We start from the raw sequence: 18,002 nt of genomic DNA, 5'->3' as shown, positions 1-18,002 counted from the left end.
TTACGGTTATCGTGGGCTGCTTTATGCGTCAGCGGGCAACTCGAAGCTGGATCGGATCATTTCCGGTGTCGCGTTTTGATCTGCCGATACAGCGGATCCTGCTGCCGGAAGCTTCTGCAGCTCGTCACGAAGATAGCTGATGAGCTGCTGGATCAGATGGTCCCAGAGCTCAAGCTGGGTGCGCAGAAATCGATGCGTGACACCGCCCGCTACAGAGATATCTAAATGCAGGGCTAGGAATGGCGGACTTATTTGAACGCGACCGAAACGGCGCGTCGCATTCCAGCGGTTGACGATCTCAAGTGGGAGTTCGCCCTGTACCTGGAACACGGTGATCAAGCCGACATCCACATATCTGTCGGTCCCGATCGCCGAGCGGTTGCCGGGGCGAACATCGAACGGCATGCCACCGGTTGCGGAACGAAGATACGGCAGATTGGCTACCGGATCGTTCAGCTCTTCGACGCGGAAGCCGGCGTCCTGGAACGCCTCGCGCAACGCCTGAAGAGTGATTTCGGTGAGGATCGTTTCGGTCACGTGCGGTCTCCCTGAAAGATGATCGATGTCAAGCAGCCCAATTATTGGGCCGTCTGCGGTTCGAGAACCGAGTTGGTTGCTTCATGGAACCCGGGAAGGACAACAGGGTCGTTCGCGATCGGAGACCGACCCGGCTGACGCTTGGATCCGTATCGCGTTCCCGCCAGGTCACGCATGACGAGTCGAAGCTCCGGCAGAGCGCGTTGTTGCAGCCAATTACAGGCGGAAAGCACACTGTCCCGGTAATTTTGCGAGAAGGTCTGCAGACTCGACTGCGCAAGCCCAGTGCGACCGATAGCGAGATCGCCGACCATACGTGCTTCGATGCTCGCGGCTGGGCTACCGCCACTTCTCCGTTGCTGACCAAGCGGGAGAGACCTGATGGTCTCATTGGCATCCGCGAGCAACCCCACAAGATGCCGATAGGCGTATCCGCTTTGAATTGCGGACACGCCAAGTCGCAATTCATTCGGCAAGCGACAGTTTGCGTCTATGGCCAAATGCAGATCAATCTTCAAGCTAAGCTCAAGTGAACGGTCGGTGATCACCTGGTCCGCCTTCTCGATCACCAGATGGACCAGACCTTGAGAGGCCTGCTCGTCCGCGTTGATTTGGACGATGCCATCAATGAACAGCCGCGAATGGCCGTTCGATCCAGCCGCGGTGGCCTCGCCAAACTGGATGGCGAGCGCACTTCCTGGACGGAGCTCGCCTCTACGCCATATGGACGCCACCTCGCTCCTATAGCCGCGAGCAGCAAGCGCCCTTCGAATCGTCTCGATATCCCTTCTCAATACTGACGACATCGCACCCCTCACCGTTTCGCCCCGCTGGCGTCGTGCAAGACCTTGGACAAGGCGATCTCGTTGATGGCGGGCGGCGACTTCTTGAGGAGATCGGCAAGATAGGCGCGGCGCAGGACGGACGCCTGTTCGCTGCGCATTTGCTGAACGAGCGCTTCCTTTACTTCAGGCAGCGTGCGCGTATAGGACGCTTTCGTGTCGATCAGCTTGAGAATATGCCAACCGTCGTCCAGTCTGATCGGCTCAGAGAGGGCATTCTTCGCAAGCCCCATGACTTGATTGCGAATTTCAGGACGAATTTGCTGCTCGGCGATCCACCCAAGATCTCCGCCATTCTTTGCACCGTTCTCGTTAGCGAGGCCAGCGAAGTCGCTCCCGACTTTCAGCTTCCGCTGAAGATCGTCAACCACCTTTTTTGCGTTGTCCTCGGCCGCCCTATCGCTGCCTTTGGGTACAGCTACGAAGATCTGCGCGAGCTGAAACTGACGCGGCACCAAGAGAGCGTCCCGGTTGGCGTCGTAGACCTTCTGCAGTTCGTCGTCGCTCGGATAATTTGCCGGCGGCACGGAGACCGACTGCAAATAGAGTTCGGCCAGCGCGGTCTCCCGCAAGCGATCAAGCTGCGCCGCGACGTTCGGCTGCTGATCCCACTTCTTGGAAAGCAGCTCCTGCAGGACTAGGCGGTTGGCGAGGAGCGCGCGGACGGCCTGGCTCAACAATGCCGGATCCTGGTTGACCGCGGCCTGCTCGCGCGCGCTGAGGTTTGCGACATAGGCCATGATCTCCTCGATCGAGACCTCGGAGTTGCCAACCCGCGCGACGATGTCGGCCGACCTCGTGCGTGGTGGGACCGCGCCTTGGGTCACGGCCGTGAACGCAGGTTGGGTCGCCGGCGCCGTTTGCACCACAACGGGTCTTGCCTGGGCCGGCTGGGCCGGTCGCGGCGTCTGCGCACCGCCTTGCGTTGCTAGGCCACAGAGCATGATCACTCCCGCGGCGACCCGCGTCAGCATTGCGATGCAGTTGGTCACGCCCCTGCTCCTTGTTTCACAGTTCATCACTGTTGCACCCGCTGGTCGAGGATCCGGTCGCAGGTGGTCTGAATCTGGTTTTGCACTTCGACCCGACCCAGGCCGAACATCGGCTCCTGCGCTACGAATGCGTCGCCGACGGTCACTGACTTGTAGCGCTCCAGCAGCTCGCCACCGGCCTTCAGGAGTTCCTTGTTCTTGCCGCCACAGCTTTTTGCGCTTGCCTTGTAGGCCTTGGCCTCGCCTTCGAACCTTGCACGCTCGGCGTCCTTGGTGCGGGCAACAGTCGCGGCCTCTTCATAGGCGGCTTTCCATTTCTCGAGCGTCTCATCTCGCTCGGCGAGCCGTCTGTTGAACTCATCGATCGCCTCACGCTGCTCCTTCCGGACTCGCCGCACCTCGGCTTTCGCGGCATCGATCTGGGCCTTGGCCGCTGCCTTCTCGCGTTCGGCCTCAGCGATCTTGCCCTGAAGCGCGGCACGCTCGTCCTCGAGCTGGCGGGCCTGCGCCGTCGCAGCACGCAATGCATCGCGCAGACGATCGGCCTCCGACTGCGACTGCGACTGTGCAGGGGCGCTCGCGACCGCGCCAAGAGCCGCTATCACAGTCGCCACGACAATGAAGATTCGCCTGGTCATGATTAGAATTTCGCGCTGACGTCAACTTGGAGAACATCGACGGCATAACTCGCGCCGGCGATACTATTTGCGCTCATCCAGCGCAGGCTGGCCCAGACATTGTCGCTGAGACCGACGTTCGCGCCGACGAAATAACCTTTGAGGTTGGTGCCGCCAAGACCGAAATCGGAGTCCACGAACGCGTCGATGGTCGCATCCGATTCGAGGTACTTGTAACCGGCATGAACATTCCAATCGCCGAACCGCTTGATCTGCTTGTCGCCTACGGTCACGCGCGCGAGCCAACCCTGGTTTCCGCCTTGGAAGGGGCCTGGCACGCCCTTCGCGATATCAGGGCCGCGATTGTTCACCGCGGTCTGGTTCAACAGGGCACGATTAAAGGCAGTGTTGATCACGTACTCGCCATCAACGACGATGTGGGTCGGATGGAATTCGCCGAAGTCGAACTGACCGCTAACGACCAGAGGACGATACTGGCTTGCGAGCCCAAAATACTGGTACTGGCTCTTCGTGCCATTGTCGTTCCCGATTCCGATTGGATCCGCGATGATATCGCGCAGCAGCATGTAGGTGTTGCCTTTCTGCGCGAAGGACGGACGCAGGATGTCGGTGTCGCAAACGTCTGCAGTGGAGGCCACGGTGCATGGCCTAGAGAGGCGACCCTGGACCTTGGTGAAGTCGTAATAGGCAGCGCCCATGGTGAACGAATGGACCTCATCAATCTTGCCCTTCAGCCCGGCCTGAGCGCCAAACAGCCACTTGTCTTGGCTCGCGAACTTTCTCGGCAGGCCCGCGTTGGGATCACCGGCGCTGGCACCCTGAGTGCTGAGGTTGATGCCGGCATTGAAGTCGGTGTTGTAGATCGGGAACGCACCCGCAGCCACGAAAGGCGTGAAGCCCTGCATGACTTCGTGCTTGGCCTGAAAAGCGACCCCGTCAAATCCAAGGTCGCGGTGCCAGACGAGATCGGTCGGCGACCAGAACGGGCTGTCGAACCTACCGATTGATAGCGCAAGGTCTTCGTTTTTCCATTTGAGGTTTGCACGATCGAGCCAAAGCGCATACTTCGAAAAATTGCCCCCGTTTGCTCCGAATGTCTGGTTGGTCGAAACCGGTGAGCTGTTCTCGCCCGTGGCAAGCCGCAAACCGGCGGTGAAGCCATGGGACAGGTCCGCATCCATGCCGAGCCGCGCGCGGAAACGGAACTGATCGCGGTTCTCCGCCGTGTTATAAGTCGGTGGGTAGTACGGATTGCCTATGCTGTTGTCGAAGGGCGAGCCAGTGTTGATGGCATTGAAGTTGTAAAGGCCGAGCGGATTGTTTCCGGTCGGAAAGAAAGCGCCCTGATAGCGCGCGCGCGCATCCCCATAGAAGTGGATACGTTGCGCCCATTCCGGATAGAGGCCAGGCGACGCCCAGTTTTCTTTTTCAGCCTTTGCCATCACCTCCCGTTTAATGTCTTCGCGTAACTGTCGTTTGACGATTTCCGGGACATAGGCAACATGCCTAGTTCCAGGAGGATTGGCGGCCGCTGTGGCCACCGTTGCGGCTTTGGCCGCCTCGTCAGCCTTGGCCGTCGCATCCTTCGCAGCCTGACGTGATACATAAGCTTCATTTTCAGCCTGTTTGATCAGGGCGTCGGCCTCCTCCTGGGAAACAATCTTGCGCTTCACCATGAGATTGAGCAGGTTGACGGTCGTGCTCGGTGATGTCGGCGCTGATTGCGAGACGGTCGGTCTCCGTGACGGCTCCCGGCTCGCCCGAGTGTTGTCCTCGCTTATCGCGTTTTGAGCGAATGCCGACGATGCACACATCAGCGCGCATAACGAGACAGCAAGCGACATCGGTCGCTGGTGCACATTCAACATAGTCACAGACATTAGTCCCCCAGTCACTCTACGCATGGTTCTTTCTCGGAAGCTCAACTCGGACGCCGCGCGATCCAGCGCGTAACGATCGGCATCGGCATGTCTTTGGGCGGAGGTTCGCGGAGCGCGAGGCCACCAAGCACCTCGTTTCGAATCGCTGCATCAACCTCGGCATCACCAGTCGATGGCGTCAGAACAACCCTGGTTACCCGGCCCGAGCCATCGGCCCACAGTCGGATCTGGATAGTCGCAACCACCAGACGGGTCTTGGGGTTGGAACGCAGCGCGGACTCCACCTGCGCGGTCACAATCGAGCCGTACCACCCCCAGCGACTACCGCCGCCGCCCCCTCCACCATACGGGCTGCCGCCAGGCTTACCGCCAAGATTGAACAGATCACCCGGTCCAGTCGCCATCGCGTCAAGCGAGAGCGGCCCCGGCGCATCGTCGTTCTTGGCATCTTTGGCCGGCTCATCCTTTGGCGTGTCGACCGGCTTGTCTTCCTTGAATTCGGGTTCCGCCATCTTGGGCTGCTCGATCATCTTCTGCTCGGGCAACTTCTGCGGGGGCGGTGGAGGTGGCGGGGGCGGCACCACCACGGTGACGGCCAGTTCGCGCACCTGGCGCGGCAGCGGAGCGTCGTCGTGGCCGACGAACAGATAAATGGTCCCGCTCAGCACCAGCGCGATCGCGGCCAGCGCCCCGCCATAGCGCAGATTCGGCTTGCGGCCCTCGCCATCCTCGTTGGCCGAGGTGTCCGCTTTTACGTTCAGCCGATTCCTGATTTTGGCCAGCAGGCTCACGACGCGACCTCTCCTGTCAACTCACCGGAAAGGCGGTCGGTGACATACTGCGCGATGAATCTCACCACGGAGTCGAAATCCGTTGTCTCGACGATGATCCGTATGTCTCGCTCGGTGCCGATGACAAGACGATAGATGTCCGTCTCGGGGCAAAACTCGAGTTGAGCCGCGCCATCGATGATGAGGCGCACATACCGCCGCCGCCACATCGTCAACACGAATGAATCGCGATTGACGCCACTGCGTGCAATGCGCGCGCGCAACTGCTCCGCCAGCCTGACCATCAGCGCCTCGCCGTGAATCGGAAACGGCAACAGGACGGCTGTCGGCCGTTGAGCGCCCTGCTCCGGCGCAGGCACGCCGGCCTGCATCGTGCCGCCACGCCGATCGACACCCCCATTACGGACACTGGTATCGACCACCCGCGCATCCTCCGCCGCGCCATCGTGACGAAGCACGGCTGCATACATCGTGGTGCCTCTTGCGAACCACGCCCGCAGACGCGGCAGCAGCCCTCCGCCGGGACCGGCGAGTTCGGCAATATTCTGCGTGGATGCGGCCTGCATCTGATCCTCCCTCACTTCACTAGCGGACTGGTCGCATCGCACGGCTCTCCGTAGCCGGTGCCGCCGAACCTTTCCGATCCGCCGCGCGCAAGATGACCACGACCACGACGAGCTCGTTGACGATCAGCCAGCACATGAAAAGCTGATACAGTGTCATGCGTTCTCCCTGCGATGCTGGACTCAGGATGATTGCCTATCGTGCGCACGCCGGTCTCCGCCTCACTTCACCAATGGCTTCGTCGCAAGCCCGACCTGGTTGAGACCAATCCGGCCAAGCAGATCGAGCACATCCATCACGCTCTGGTACTGCGCCTGCGCATCACCGCGCAGAACCACCGGAAACTCAGGTGTCAGCGCCTTCTGCTGCACCAGCCGCTGCTCGAGTTCAGGCAGCGTCACCGGAATGGTGTCGAGGAAGATCTTGCCGTCATTCGCCACCGTGATCGCCTTGGTGGTCTGTGTCGCCAGCGACGGCGCAGCGGAAGCCTTCGGCAGATTAACCTTCTGCCCCTGCACCGTCGCCGTGGTCATGATAATAAAGATCACCAGCAGCACGTAGGCGAGATCGAGCATCGGCGTGATGTTGATGTCATCGTACGGCTTGGAGTCGCTCTGCACCTGCATGGTGATTACTCCGCCGCCATGCGGTGATCGATCGGATCGGGGCGCTCGGCATCATAGGCTTCCGCCATTCTGGTGACGAACTCATCGACGAACACCTGGATGTCGTTGGTCAATTCCTTGATGCGGGAAATCAGGTAGTTGTAGCCAAATAGCGCCGGGATCGCGACGCCGAGACCCGCGACCGTTGCCACCAGCGCCGCCGCGATGCCGGGCGCGATCGCATTGACGTTGACGTCACCAGATTCTGCGATCGCAGCAAAAGTGATCATGACGCCGACCACAGTGCCAAGCAGGCCAAGGAACGGACCGCCGGAAATGGCAATCGTCAGCACCACCATCTGCCGATTGAGCCGCTGGATCTCCTTGACCACGCCGCTGTCGAGCGAAGCCCGAATCGCGGCAATCGAGGCAGCCGATAGGAACCGCGCACGGACCCCGCTGCGGGCAAAACGATGACGAAGCTCCTGCGCACCGATGTGATAAATGCGATATAGTGAAGACAACTTCATCGTCTCAGCGTCGTTCGCGTTCAGACGGCCGCCCAGCGTCGCCGCACTCTTGTCGTCCGCCTGATCAAGCACCGTCAGATCGTCTGCAACTTCACGGAAGTGCTTCATGAACACAGCGTTGGCTTTAGCCTGCTTGCCGAGATAGGTGGTGCGGTCATACATCACGACCCAACTCAACACCGCCATGATGACAAGAATGCCAATCACGATCCAGCCGTCGAGGGTCACCGACTTGAGGATCACCGCGAAGTAGCCGGAGAGCCAGCTTGCGGTCTCTTCATCACCACTAAAGGCAATCAGCTTGGCCGTTTCCGGCCCCTGCCCGATAGCAGCGAACCTGATAAAGCCTGCCGGCCGCGCCACCTTGTCGATATGCAGTTCGTCGAGATCGCCGATGAAGCCTGCCATACCTGGAACGATAGTGGTCGCAGGCACATCTGCCGCAGGCGCCGCGCTGCCGTCCGCCCCCTGCGCAGCTGGGGTATCGGGCTGCTCGGTTGCGGACGGCACCGCCACGGGCGCGGCACCGGAGGTCGCGGTGTCACCCCCGATCAGGGAAATCGTATTCAGGGCCGGTAGCGATGCCGCCACCGACGCGTAAGGCGCTCCGTCAAGGGACAGCGTGACTTGACCGTTGCTGGCAATGACCGCGAGATGATGCCAGCTGTTCGGCGCAACCGGCGCGCCCGCGCCGCTACGCTGAACGGTGCCGGCATTGGTTACCTCGACGAACGGCACGCCGCTATCAAGTCCGATCACGAGCGCATTGCCGGCGCCTGGATCACGGCGACTGTAAAGTGCCGTATTCGGCTGCAACACAGCCGGTTTGATCCAGGCCGAGAAGGTGAAGGGACTGCCCGAAGGCAGTACCAGCGACGGCGACGCCGGCAGTGCAAGCGGCGCAGCCCCCGTCAGACGAAGACCCGTGCCGATGATCGACCCGTCTGCAGGCTGCCCCACGCTCTGCGCGTTATTGGCCCATACCGAAGAATCCAGCGAGGGGGTGCCGCGCTGGTTGAAGTGATAGATCAGCAGCGTGTCTGGATCATAGGTACCTTTGGCGTCGCTCGTTGAAGCCGCCTTCTTGTTACCAGAGTAGAGCCAGATCTCGATCTTGGCACCCGCCTGTACATTTGGCACCGAGACCCACATCAGGCCCTCGGCCAGCAGCGGATCATACTTCTCAATGTGGTGCTTGAGCGGCGTCTTGTCGTCGCCGGCCACGAAGCGAAGATCACTGCCGTCATCCTTCGCCGAGGCGAAACGGAAGTTACCCGCATGCAGCCGGATCAAAACAGGTGTAGTCCCGATCGGATCGGTGATGTTGGCGCCCGACGCGCTGGCGTCGATGGTAATCTTCTTGCGCATCGACCATTCATCGTTCCACCACGCTTTCGCCGGTGACGACAATGTCAGCGCGCCAACAAGCCCGAACAACATCGCGGCGATGCCCCTTCCGGTCGCCCGCCGAATAAAACCTGGTTTACGCGGACGCATCTCACCCCGGCACCGACCCAGCTTCGTTGTCATCAGAATTCACCCCAAATGCGGAAATTGAAACGCGGATCGTTGGCGCGCGTGTACGCTTGCGTGACCATCGGCACAGAATAGGCGACGACGCCATTGACGTAATTGAACAACTTGAAGCGCGTGCCGACGCCGTAGCTCCACAGGTTGAAGTGCGACTGCTGGTCCGGCAATGGTTTCAACGTCTCCGCACGCGCGCCATCGGCGAAGGCAAAGAACCGCCAGTCGTTGAAGGTCGTGAAGCGCGGCGCCCCCTGCCCGGTCTCGTCCTTTACATGGCTTTGCAACAATTGGCCTATATTGGGGCTGCGCAGCTCGATATTGCCAGCCACGCCGTTGTCGCCAAGCACCTCGGATTCGAGATATCCGCGGACGGTGTCAAAGCCGCCGGCGCTAAACTGCTCGCTCGAGACGAGCGGCCCATCGGCGATCTGCCCCTGAACCTTGCCCCACAATTGGAAGCCCTCCGGCAGTTCCTGGGTATGGGACACATCGGCGTTGAAGTGGGTGAAACTTGCCGACGCATAGTATCGTTTCGCATCGAAGGCCTCCCAGTCACTGCTGATTGGCCGCATGTTGTAGGTGATCGAGGCATTGAACTGCGTCGTGAACTTTTCACCCTGGAAAGTCGAACCGTAGCTTGCCAAGAGGGGGTAGTAGGTCACGGGTGAGGAGAACCCACCGGATCCTAGCGTCACGGTCTGCTGGAAGTGCTTGTAGTCAAGACCAACCGACAGGGAGTGAAAGAACCTGTCCCGCGGCGGCAATGTGATGATGGCGCGACTGCCGACAATCTCACCCGGACCGACAATATTGGCGCCGCCGACCGTCGCAACACTACTGCTCGATTTCACGCCATAGGTGAGGAAGCTGAGCCATTCCACACTTGGAATGCGCGCTAGGTACGAGCCCGAAAACACCTTGGCATCATCAGGGCGCTCGGGCGCCACCTGATAGATGAAACTTGCCGAATGCCCAAGCTGCCAGAGATTATCGTAGCGCACCGTCCCGATAAACCGCGTCGCCGTCGTACTCGGCGATTGACGATTGTTGTATTCGACGCTGGCATGGATCGGTGCGGTGTCCTCGACATTGAGATCGACATCCACCGTACCGGGGGTTACCCCCGCGCGAAGCGCCGGTGTCACACGACGATCCGGCCATTGGTTGAGCGCAACAATGTCCTTCGTTACGTCATTGAAGTTGGGAACGACACCCTCTTTCAGGGATTCGGCACGGGTCTTAATCCTCTCAAGGTCGAAATAGCGCGAATTCTTAACTCGTAGACGCCCGACCTTGAGTTCGACAACCTTCAGCGTAATGACTTTGCGCTGGGAGTTCTGCTCCGGGATAGAGACACTGACGGTCTGAAATCCCTTGTCGTGATATGCTTTCTCCAGCGCGGCCCGCGCCTTTTCGACATCCTCGGCCGTTTTGTTCGGTCCCAGGAACGGATAGACCGCTTCTTCGATCTCGATCTGAGACAGGCTATTTCCGCCCTCGATGGCGAAATCATCGATCTCGAACTTTTGAGGCGACACCGACGGTCGCACCGCGCCGGCAGGTGAGGCAACTCTCCCTTGCCCCTCCTTCCCTTCTTCTGCCTGCCCTCGCTCCACTTTCCCGGTCGCGGTCACCGCCGGCTTGGTAGAGACCACTGAATTACTGGCGTTTGCCGCCGAGACAGGCTGTGAGATGCCAACGCCGCCGACAAGTGCGGCCATCGATACGCCCAAGCAAAGCAATCCCCTCCTCGCCCATCGCCATCTGCACGTGATTTCTATACGACGAATTCGCACGAGTACCCCGACGACTCCAAACAAGCCAAGCGTCAGCGCTGCGGCACGCCGCAATCACTAACGCACAGTTAAAAGACAACTGACCGCCACCTAACCTGCAAAAGATTCTTGGATGGGATTCAAAGGGGCATCTGGTCATTCCGCCTACCCGCCCCAATCTGGCTTTCCTGACCATTCGCCGGCGTCAGTTAATCCGACTGCCCGGCCGCAGGATCAGACCTTCGTATCCCCTCGAACGGAGCCTCTTGCAGAAAGCTAGCCCCCCTGCTGAGCCGGCGTCCGAGGGTCTCGACGAAGTTCTCGAACCGCTCCCGTCCCATCGCCTGCGCGCTGGCCTGGGCGTCAGCAGGCAATCCGGGCGTTACGGTGAGCCAGAAACGGATGAACAGAGCGAGCGTCTCAGTTCCAATGGTCACATCGCGTTCGAGCCGCTGCACCTGCCGCGTCAAGCGATCGAGCCTGCGGGCGAGCGCTGCCTCCATGCGCTCGGAACCGTCCGGCGAAAGGAAGGATGAGACGGCCGCCTCGACAATGGCACTGCGCGACACGCGCTTGCGTTCCGACAGATCGATAAGCTGGCGCAACAGTTCGGGCGGGACATAGACGTTGATCCGCTCTCTCATTCCGGCTCCTTTAAAGTGCAACTCCGTCGTCAGGATCCATCGCGGCCTGGCGCGCGACTGTGCGAACGTACCGCCGCACCGTGGTCACCCGCTTCACGTCCTCTTCGGCATCATCGTCGACAATGGCGAATTCCGTGGCCGGTGGCGGTGCTTCAGGTGCGATTGCCTCGTGCTCGGACAAGGCGGGCTCGCGCCGGATGCCGCCATCAGCAGAAGCGTCGCGGGCGTAACTTTCGACGTCGCGCGAAGCTGATGACTTCGGCGCCGGCAGTGCCGACCAGTCATCGACGCGTTGCTGTCGGCCCCCGTCTTGCCGCTCGGATGCGCCTGGTTTCGGTGGCGGCAGCACCCGGCCGCTCAGACGGCGATCTTCGAAATAGCGTACTTTCTTGGCGCGGATCGGCGCCAGACCAGCAACGAGAACCACTTCGTCTGTCGGCGGCAGTTGCATTACTTCGCCCGTGGTCAGCAACGGTCGTGCTGTTTCCTGACGAGAGACCATAAGATGGCCAAGCCACGGCGACAGCCGATGACCGGCATAATTTTTCATGGCCCTCAATTCGGTCGCGGTTCCCAAAGCGTCGGATATGCGCTTGGCGGTGCGTTCATCATTGCTGGCGAAGGCGACCCGGACATGACAATTGTCCATGATCGAATTGCTCTGGCCGTAGGCTTTCTCGATCTGGTTGAGAGATTGCGCGATCAGGAAAGACTTGATGTTGTACCCGGCCATGAAGGCGAGCGCGGACTCGAAGAAGTCGAGGCGGCCGAGCGCCGGGAATTCGTCGAGCATTAGCAGCAGACGGCGGCGTTTCGATTTGGCATGAAGGTCTTCCGTCAAGCGCCGGCCGATCTGGTTCAGGATCAAGCGAATGAGCGGCTTTGTCCGCGAGATATCGGACGGCGGCACCACGAGATAGAGCGTGATCGGCAATTCTCCTTCGACGAGATCGGTGATCCGCCAGTCGCCGCACGCCGTCACCTTGGCAACAACCGGATCGCGATAGAGCCCGAGGAACGACATGGCGGTGGAGAGCACGCCAGATCGCTCGTTCTCGGACTTGTTGAGTAGTTCCCTCGCCGCCGACGCCACGACCGGATGCACGCGGTCGCCGAGATGCAGCGTCGCCATCATGGCGCGCAACGTTGTCTCGATGGGACGTTTCGGATCGGACAGAATATTGGCGACGCCAGCGAGCGTCTTGTCGGGCTCGGCGTAGAGCACATGGAGGATAGCGCCGACCAGCAGCGCATGACTGGTCTTTTCCCAGTGGTTGCGGCGCTCGAGCGCGCCTTCAGGATCGACCAGGATGTCGGCAATGTTCTGAACGTCACGGACCTCGCTGTCACCGCGACGGACTTCCAACAGTGGGTTGTAGGGTGTCGAATCCGGATTGGTCGGATCGAACAAAAGGACACGGCCGAAGCGCGCGCGCCACCCGGCGGTGAGCTGCCAGTTTTCACCTTTGATATCGTGGACGATGCAGCTTCCCGGCCAGGTCAGCAATGTCGGTACGACAAGGCCAACGCCTTTACCGCTGCGGGTGGGCGCATAGCAGAGCACATGCTCGGGGCCGTCGTGCCGGACATAGGCACGCTCAAGCCGTCCGAGCATGACGCCGTCGGGCGCAAACAAACCGGCGGCCCTGATTTCATCTTCGCTGGCCCAGCGCGCCGATCCATAGGTCTGCGACTCGCGGGCCTCGCGGACGCGCCAGACGGACATTGCGATCGCAATAGCTGCGGCGATGAATCCGCCCGAGGCGGCAATGCAGGCCCCTTCGACGAAGATACCCGGCGCATAGGCGTCGAACGAAAACCACCACCAGAAGAAGGCGGGCGGCGGATAGACAGGAAAGTGACCGATCTCAGTCCACGGCCGTCCGAGTTCGAACTGATAGGCAAGTCGCCACGCTGTCCACTGTGTCGCGCCCCATGTTGTCATGAGTACGATCGAGAAGACGACGACAATCTGGCCCCACAGGACCTTGGTTGCTGGCACGGGCTTGCTCTTCTGGGATGCGGATGCGTGCCAAGGAAGCGACGCCGCTCACGGAAAACAACCCTCACCGGCCGACCATCGTAGAAACGGCGGAGATGGCGTGCAGATACTGATCTGACAGTCTGAGGATATCGCGATGTGTGGAAGCTATCGCGAATGCGCGGCACACGCTGCGTCTCAGGCGTTGCCCTTGCGGCGGGCCGGGTCGACGATCGTTGACTGCTCGTTGCGGTTCGCTAACTTGCGACGTCGCTCTTCGCGCCAAGCGGCGCGCAGGCGCTCTTCGCGCGCCAGCGCCCGATCAAGTTCCTCGCGCATCTCGTCTTTCCAATCGGTGAGACTTTGGCGAGATGCCATCGGCTTCTCGGTCATGGGAGCCTCCTGGATGTCCGGCCACTATACCAGAACGAGAAGCGCCGCGAACCCGCCCCGGCCACTTCAATAGGTCAGCGGCCCAGTCCTCGTGAGCGCCCAAAGCCCCATTCGACACCGCCGTCGGCGCGTGCAAGACCTGCGACGTGCCGGCCAACATGCCGTTCCAGCGACGGCGACCAGGGAACGAGGCTGAATCCGAAGCCATCGTCAACCATGGCAAAGCGGCCGGAGGTCAGGCTGAGGCGGCGGACATATTGTCCTGAAATCTGCTCGCCGGTTTCTGCTGGTCGGTAGGGCCGTCCAGTCTCACCAGCAAGGCCCGCGGCGACGGCATCGATCTCCTGGCGGCGAAGCGTCGCCAAGAGATCCCGTGCGAGCACGACGCGGTCACCGTAGCGGCGGGCCAGTCCCTCGCCGACAAGATGCGCCGTGCGCTCCTCCATCGCCTGGCGCGCCTCTGCGCCAAAACCTCCCAATGCAAACGTCGCCGCATCTTTCGCCACCAAACGGTGATCGAGCCAGGTCGCCCCGCGAGCTGTGATCTGAACCGTGAGATCGACGTCGGAACGTGACACCAGGCTCAACGTGAGAGACCGATCATCAGCGCGTCCGAAACGGCGAACTTCAACCAAACCGCCCGGAGGCGAAGCATTCGCCAAAGCGCCAGTCGCAGCAAACCGGACGTGATGGATGCGCCCGTCAACGCCGTCGATGACGGCATAGGCCTGCCCGCTCAATTCATCGTGCAGGCCGGTCTCGATCAGACGGCCGATGACAGGAGACGGCGCATGCGCAGTCTCGATGACATAGTCGCCCATTGCCCTCTCTTGACCCTGCCCCGTCATCGCGCGGTGCATGGTCTTGATAATGTCGCCGCGAACCGCGAGATCGCGCAGCACGGTCTCGGCGTCAGGCCTGAGCGTCCACCGGCCGGGGCCATCCGCAGATGCCAATCCCATGTGCTCGAGACGCTGCAAACGCCCGACCATCAGGCGGCGGATCTGCCCATCGCCCGCACTGGCTTCGGGCGGCCGAAGATCGATCAGACCGGCCTCGTTTGCTTCGCGCCGGATCTCGGTGTCGAGCCGCGTCCATCGCTCCGCCTCGACCTCGCGTTCCAGCCCGGAGCGAATGGCATGCTCGGGCTTGGGGCCGAGTTCGAGCGCGACCAGATCTTCGGCCCGAGATCGCAAACCGCGGCTGATGTAATCACGCGCGATCACAAGATCGCCGCCATCCTGCGTGACGCCGCGGACCAGGAGGTGGACATGCGAATTGTCGGTGTTCCAATGGTCGATAGCAACCCAATCCAGTCTCGTCCCGAGATCGTGCTCCATTTGCCCGACGAGATCGCGGGTGAAGGCACGCAGGTCGCTCATCTCGCCGGAGTCCTCAGGCGAGATGATGAAACGGAAATGATGCCGGTCGCCGCCGCAGCGCGCCATGAACGCCTTGTCGTCGGTATCGTCGCCTGCGGCGTCGAACATGCGGCCGTGGCTGCCATCCTGGGTGACGCCGTCTCGCTTGAGGTACGCGACGTGTGCGCTCAGCGGCGCCGTTCGCGCCTGCTGCGATGAATTCCGCACGATCCTCGCCTTGATCACCACGCGCCGCTGCGCGCCGAGCAGCCGGCTGCGGCCGAAGGATGCTCCGCCGCGCCCGAACCGCGATCCGCGGCGCCGGCCGGCCACACCGCCGCCGCCCTCCCCACCTTCCTTCTTCGCGGCCCTGAGCACCTGATGAACGAACGGTTTGTGCCGACCTGATCCGCGATTGCCGATACGGCCTGGCCGGACGCGGAAATCGTCGTCGCGGTCGTTCATGGCATCCGCCGCGAGACGCGCATCGTTGTCGCCATCGAGCCGGGGAATCCGCCAATGGTGCCGAAAACAGCGTTGTTCTTGTTGGCTCTTTCTCTTCGCGCGGCACGCGCGCCGACCGACGCCCCCGCGGGAAGACCAGCCACGTCAGTGGCTTGGCTCCTGCGCGGGGGCATCTCTTTTATCTTGCCGTCAATCTGCCGGTGGTTTTGTGCGAACATGGCCTGTTCGCAACGAGCCAACTGGTGTTCTGTACTGACGTGATCCCGCATGCCTGTCATGGCCGCTTTGTCTTGCCGGAAAGCGGGATGAAGAGCGCATCGCGTGACGGCGAGAATGGTTTCGCTTGTGATGCGCCTGTGTCTTTGGCTGGTGATCCCGATGTCTTGACCAGCATGCTCGCGGTGTCGCTCTGGCTGCGCTCGGCGCGTTTGGCGAAGAGCGCGGACGCGGGCCATTCCTGATCCTGCGCCAGGTCGATGGTGTCGCTGACGGCGGGCAGTGTCCCGGTCAACCGCACAGCGAGCTGGGCGACATAGGCGCGCGTCTCCAGCGGCAGCGGCCGCGCGGTGGTCAGGTAGTCCTGATAGCGCTCCGGCCCTGCATTGTAGGCGGCGAGAAAGCCTGATGCGCCGAAGCGGTCGTACATTTCGCGCAAGTATGCAGCGCCCGCCATGATGTTGTCGTGGGGATCGTAAACATCGCGGCCAAGCGCGTAGCGGATACGCAAGCCGTCGTAAGTTTTCGGCATGACCTGCATCAGGCCGATAGCGCCTTTCGACGACAGCGCGCGCGCATCGCCGTGGCTTTCGACATCCATGACCGCTCGGATCCAGGCGGATGGAATGGCGAAGCGCTCCGCGGCTTCTGCCACGATGGGTTCGTAGCGGGAGACGAGATCAGACGCAGCGCCCGGCGCTGGCTCGATAAGGGCCGGAACGGAAAGAAAGCAGACTGCGACCACAACGACGGCGCGCCGAAGAGATTGCTTGCGGCGCGCCGTGGTCATGTGTGATCGCCCCCGAGAGAAGCATATTTGCGCATGGTGTCGCCCTCGCCTGCTTCAGCCCTGACGCTCGTCAGGCCGCGGCTTGACGCCGTGTGGGACGGGTCCAGATCAGATGGAAGGTCTTGCCGTCGCTGGTCGCGGGAAACAGATTGGCGCGCAACGGCTGCACGAAGCTCGGATCGTCGATCACAAGCGAGACGTAATCGCCGACCTTGTCGCTTCGGCGCTTCCAGCCCGCGCCAATTTCAGTATCGTCGGAGAGAACGCGGTAATTTGGCGCGTTCTCGGACTCCGTGGCGATGGCCGGGACGATGACGATCACATGCCGTTTCAGCATCAGCGTATTGATGGTCCCGGTGAAGCCGTCAGCGGTGCGGGTAAATGTGCCGATGTGTGCCATGATGGTCTCCTTAGTTGCGAACGAACGGGATTCAGTCGGTTGGCGCGAACCAGATGAAGCGGCCATCGCCGTCTTCGTCGGTCCACACGGGAACAGCGCGCGCGATGACCGCGCTGCGCGGCAGGACGCTGAAGTAGCGGCCGTCGAGGCTGTCGTCGCTGTCCCAGTTCATGAGAAAGATTTCGTCGTCGCCGACGCAATGGCAGCCTTGCCATGACGGAAGCGGACGATTGCGGCTGTCACGCAGCCGCGATGGCGAAGGCAGCGCGACCGCATCAACCGTTATGGTGACATTGGCGCGGCAGACCTCCTGCCCTGGCAAAGCCACCACGCGTTTGAGAAGCGGGACGCCAAGCGGCAGGTAGCCGTTGAGATCGAGCGCGGTGGCGAGCGGCTCGGGAAGCCGGACGGCCACCAATGTCGTCACAGTGACATCTGCGTCCGGGTCCAGACGATAGAGTCCGCGCGGAATACTGGGTGTGAGATTCCAGATGTAATGCGGCGTGCGGTCAGGCGCACTTGCGCCGATCGCACCGATGCCGATGGCCGCAATCAGAATGGCGCGCCAGCGGGGATTCATAGCGCGATCTTTCGGCGTTTCAGCCAGGCCTGATGGCGGCCCGGCGTGTAGCGTCGCGGCGTCTCGCCAACGCTGAGGCGGTTGTGAATGTGCAGCCAGTGATCCGGCGCAACGTCGGCAGGGTCGATACCGAGAGCCTCGACGGCATCGATGGCCTGAAGCGCGCGTTCGATCTTCGGCCAGGCGGTCAGCGACAACAGGACGGCGGCGCCCGGCGCGACAAGCGGCACCGTGGTGAAGCCCTCGCCGTGTCCGACGGCGCGCAGGATATCGATCCGCGACGAGGTCGTGCCGTAGGTGTTTCCGGTCCAGCGCAACACGGCGAAGACGGCTCCGGGCGCAAAGCTTGCGCGCCGGCGTTCGCGGTCAAGATGCTGAATGGCAGCAGGATGGCCGAAGCGTAGGCGATGCTCGATTCTTTTGGCGCGCCAGACGAGATCGACATCGGTGCGCATATCGGCGGTGTGGGCTGCGCGGTTCGCGAGCAT

Annotated in this window: 20 protein-coding genes; all 20 read right to left on the bottom strand. The window is 61.6% G+C overall.

All coding sequences use genetic code 11. The features are described 5' to 3' along the window. Window positions 1-21: 21 nt before the first annotated feature. Entirely contained in the window at window positions 22-537 is a 516-nt protein-coding gene (locus tag ACP7AL_RS10300) for a YbjN domain-containing protein (protein ID WP_024921613.1), read from the bottom strand. Between the two features lie 41 nt (window positions 538-578). Beyond that, on the bottom strand, window positions 579-1,343 hold the full coding sequence (locus ACP7AL_RS10295; protein WP_152544212.1) for a hypothetical protein: 765 nt from the start codon (window positions 1,341-1,343) through the stop codon (window positions 579-581). Window positions 1,344-1,351: 8 nt separating this feature from the next. Continuing rightward, window positions 1,352-2,371, bottom strand: a complete 1,020-nt coding sequence (locus tag ACP7AL_RS10290) for a peptidylprolyl isomerase (protein ID WP_244434405.1) — start codon at window positions 2,369-2,371, stop codon at window positions 1,352-1,354. 26 nt (window positions 2,372-2,397) lie between these two features. Beyond that, on the bottom strand, window positions 2,398-3,009 hold the full coding sequence (locus tag ACP7AL_RS10285; RefSeq protein ID WP_034459607.1) for a hypothetical protein: 612 nt from the start codon (window positions 3,007-3,009) through the stop codon (window positions 2,398-2,400). Between the two features lie 2 nt (window positions 3,010-3,011). After that, on the bottom strand, window positions 3,012-4,889 hold the full coding sequence (locus ACP7AL_RS10280) for a putative porin (protein ID WP_024921617.1): 1,878 nt from the start codon (window positions 4,887-4,889) through the stop codon (window positions 3,012-3,014). A 41-nt stretch (window positions 4,890-4,930) separates the two neighbouring features. Next, a complete protein-coding gene (locus tag ACP7AL_RS10275; RefSeq protein WP_051472541.1) occupies window positions 4,931-5,680 on the bottom strand; it encodes an energy transducer TonB in 750 nt (249 codons plus the stop codon). Further along, window positions 5,677-6,246, bottom strand: coding sequence for a hypothetical protein (locus ACP7AL_RS10270; protein WP_024921619.1), 570 nt, complete (start codon window positions 6,244-6,246; stop codon window positions 5,677-5,679). The genes ACP7AL_RS10275 and ACP7AL_RS10270 overlap by 4 nt, the downstream gene beginning before the upstream one ends. A 19-nt stretch (window positions 6,247-6,265) precedes the next feature. Continuing rightward, entirely contained in the window at window positions 6,266-6,403 is a 138-nt protein-coding gene (locus ACP7AL_RS10265) for a hypothetical protein (protein ID WP_160166490.1), read from the bottom strand. A gap of 62 nt (window positions 6,404-6,465) precedes the next feature. Further along, entirely contained in the window at window positions 6,466-6,870 is a 405-nt protein-coding gene (locus tag ACP7AL_RS10260; protein WP_024921620.1) for an ExbD/TolR family protein, read from the bottom strand. 5 nt (window positions 6,871-6,875) lie between these two features. Continuing rightward, complete coding sequence (locus tag ACP7AL_RS10255; protein ID WP_244434403.1) at window positions 6,876-8,819, bottom strand: DUF2341 domain-containing protein; 1,944 nt, start codon at window positions 8,817-8,819, stop codon at window positions 6,876-6,878. A gap of 89 nt (window positions 8,820-8,908) precedes the next feature. After that, entirely contained in the window at window positions 8,909-10,630 is a 1,722-nt protein-coding gene (locus tag ACP7AL_RS10250; protein WP_081758536.1) for a ShlB/FhaC/HecB family hemolysin secretion/activation protein, read from the bottom strand. A gap of 263 nt (window positions 10,631-10,893) precedes the next feature. Next, window positions 10,894-11,328: a ribbon-helix-helix domain-containing protein gene (locus tag ACP7AL_RS10245; protein WP_024921623.1), complete on the bottom strand. Its 435-nt coding sequence runs from the start codon at window positions 11,326-11,328 to the stop codon at window positions 10,894-10,896. A 10-nt stretch (window positions 11,329-11,338) separates the two neighbouring features. Beyond that, window positions 11,339-13,330 carry a conjugal transfer protein TraG gene (locus ACP7AL_RS10240; protein ID WP_024921624.1) on the bottom strand — a complete coding sequence of 664 codons (1,992 nt, stop codon included), beginning with the start codon at window positions 13,328-13,330 and terminating at the stop codon, window positions 11,339-11,341. A 177-nt stretch (window positions 13,331-13,507) separates the two neighbouring features. Beyond that, the gene (locus tag ACP7AL_RS10235) at window positions 13,508-13,702 is read right to left on the bottom strand and encodes a hypothetical protein (RefSeq protein WP_024921625.1); all 195 of its coding nucleotides are present in this window, start codon (window positions 13,700-13,702) and stop codon (window positions 13,508-13,510) included. A gap of 74 nt (window positions 13,703-13,776) precedes the next feature. Beyond that, on the bottom strand, window positions 13,777-15,528 hold the full coding sequence (locus ACP7AL_RS10230; protein WP_024921626.1) for a relaxase/mobilization nuclease domain-containing protein: 1,752 nt from the start codon (window positions 15,526-15,528) through the stop codon (window positions 13,777-13,779). Next, complete coding sequence (locus ACP7AL_RS10225; protein ID WP_024921627.1) at window positions 15,525-15,806, bottom strand: hypothetical protein; 282 nt, start codon at window positions 15,804-15,806, stop codon at window positions 15,525-15,527. The genes ACP7AL_RS10230 and ACP7AL_RS10225 overlap by 4 nt, the downstream gene beginning before the upstream one ends. Then, on the bottom strand, window positions 15,803-16,534 hold the full coding sequence (locus ACP7AL_RS10220; RefSeq protein ID WP_024921628.1) for a lytic transglycosylase domain-containing protein: 732 nt from the start codon (window positions 16,532-16,534) through the stop codon (window positions 15,803-15,805). Before ACP7AL_RS10220 ends, ACP7AL_RS10225 begins: the two co-directional genes overlap by 4 nt. 70 nt (window positions 16,535-16,604) lie before the next feature. Next, on the bottom strand, window positions 16,605-16,934 hold the full coding sequence (locus ACP7AL_RS10215) for a DUF736 domain-containing protein (protein ID WP_425991106.1): 330 nt from the start codon (window positions 16,932-16,934) through the stop codon (window positions 16,605-16,607). A gap of 31 nt (window positions 16,935-16,965) precedes the next feature. Further along, window positions 16,966-17,514 (bottom strand): S26 family signal peptidase, encoded by a 549-nt coding sequence (locus ACP7AL_RS10210; RefSeq protein WP_024922045.1) that lies wholly within the window; start codon window positions 17,512-17,514, stop codon window positions 16,966-16,968. Continuing rightward, window positions 17,511-18,002 carry a DUF2840 domain-containing protein gene (locus ACP7AL_RS10205; RefSeq protein ID WP_024922046.1) on the bottom strand — a complete coding sequence of 164 codons (492 nt, stop codon included), beginning with the start codon at window positions 18,000-18,002 and terminating at the stop codon, window positions 17,511-17,513. The genes ACP7AL_RS10210 and ACP7AL_RS10205 overlap by 4 nt, the downstream gene beginning before the upstream one ends.

The sequence above is a fragment of the Afipia sp. DC4300-2b1 genome, from assembly GCF_049895725.1.
Classification (GTDB): domain Bacteria; phylum Pseudomonadota; class Alphaproteobacteria; order Rhizobiales; family Xanthobacteraceae; genus Afipia; species Afipia broomeae.
The sequence above is the reverse complement of the archived record's forward strand: the minus strand, read 5'-3'. Positions and strand labels throughout refer to the sequence as shown.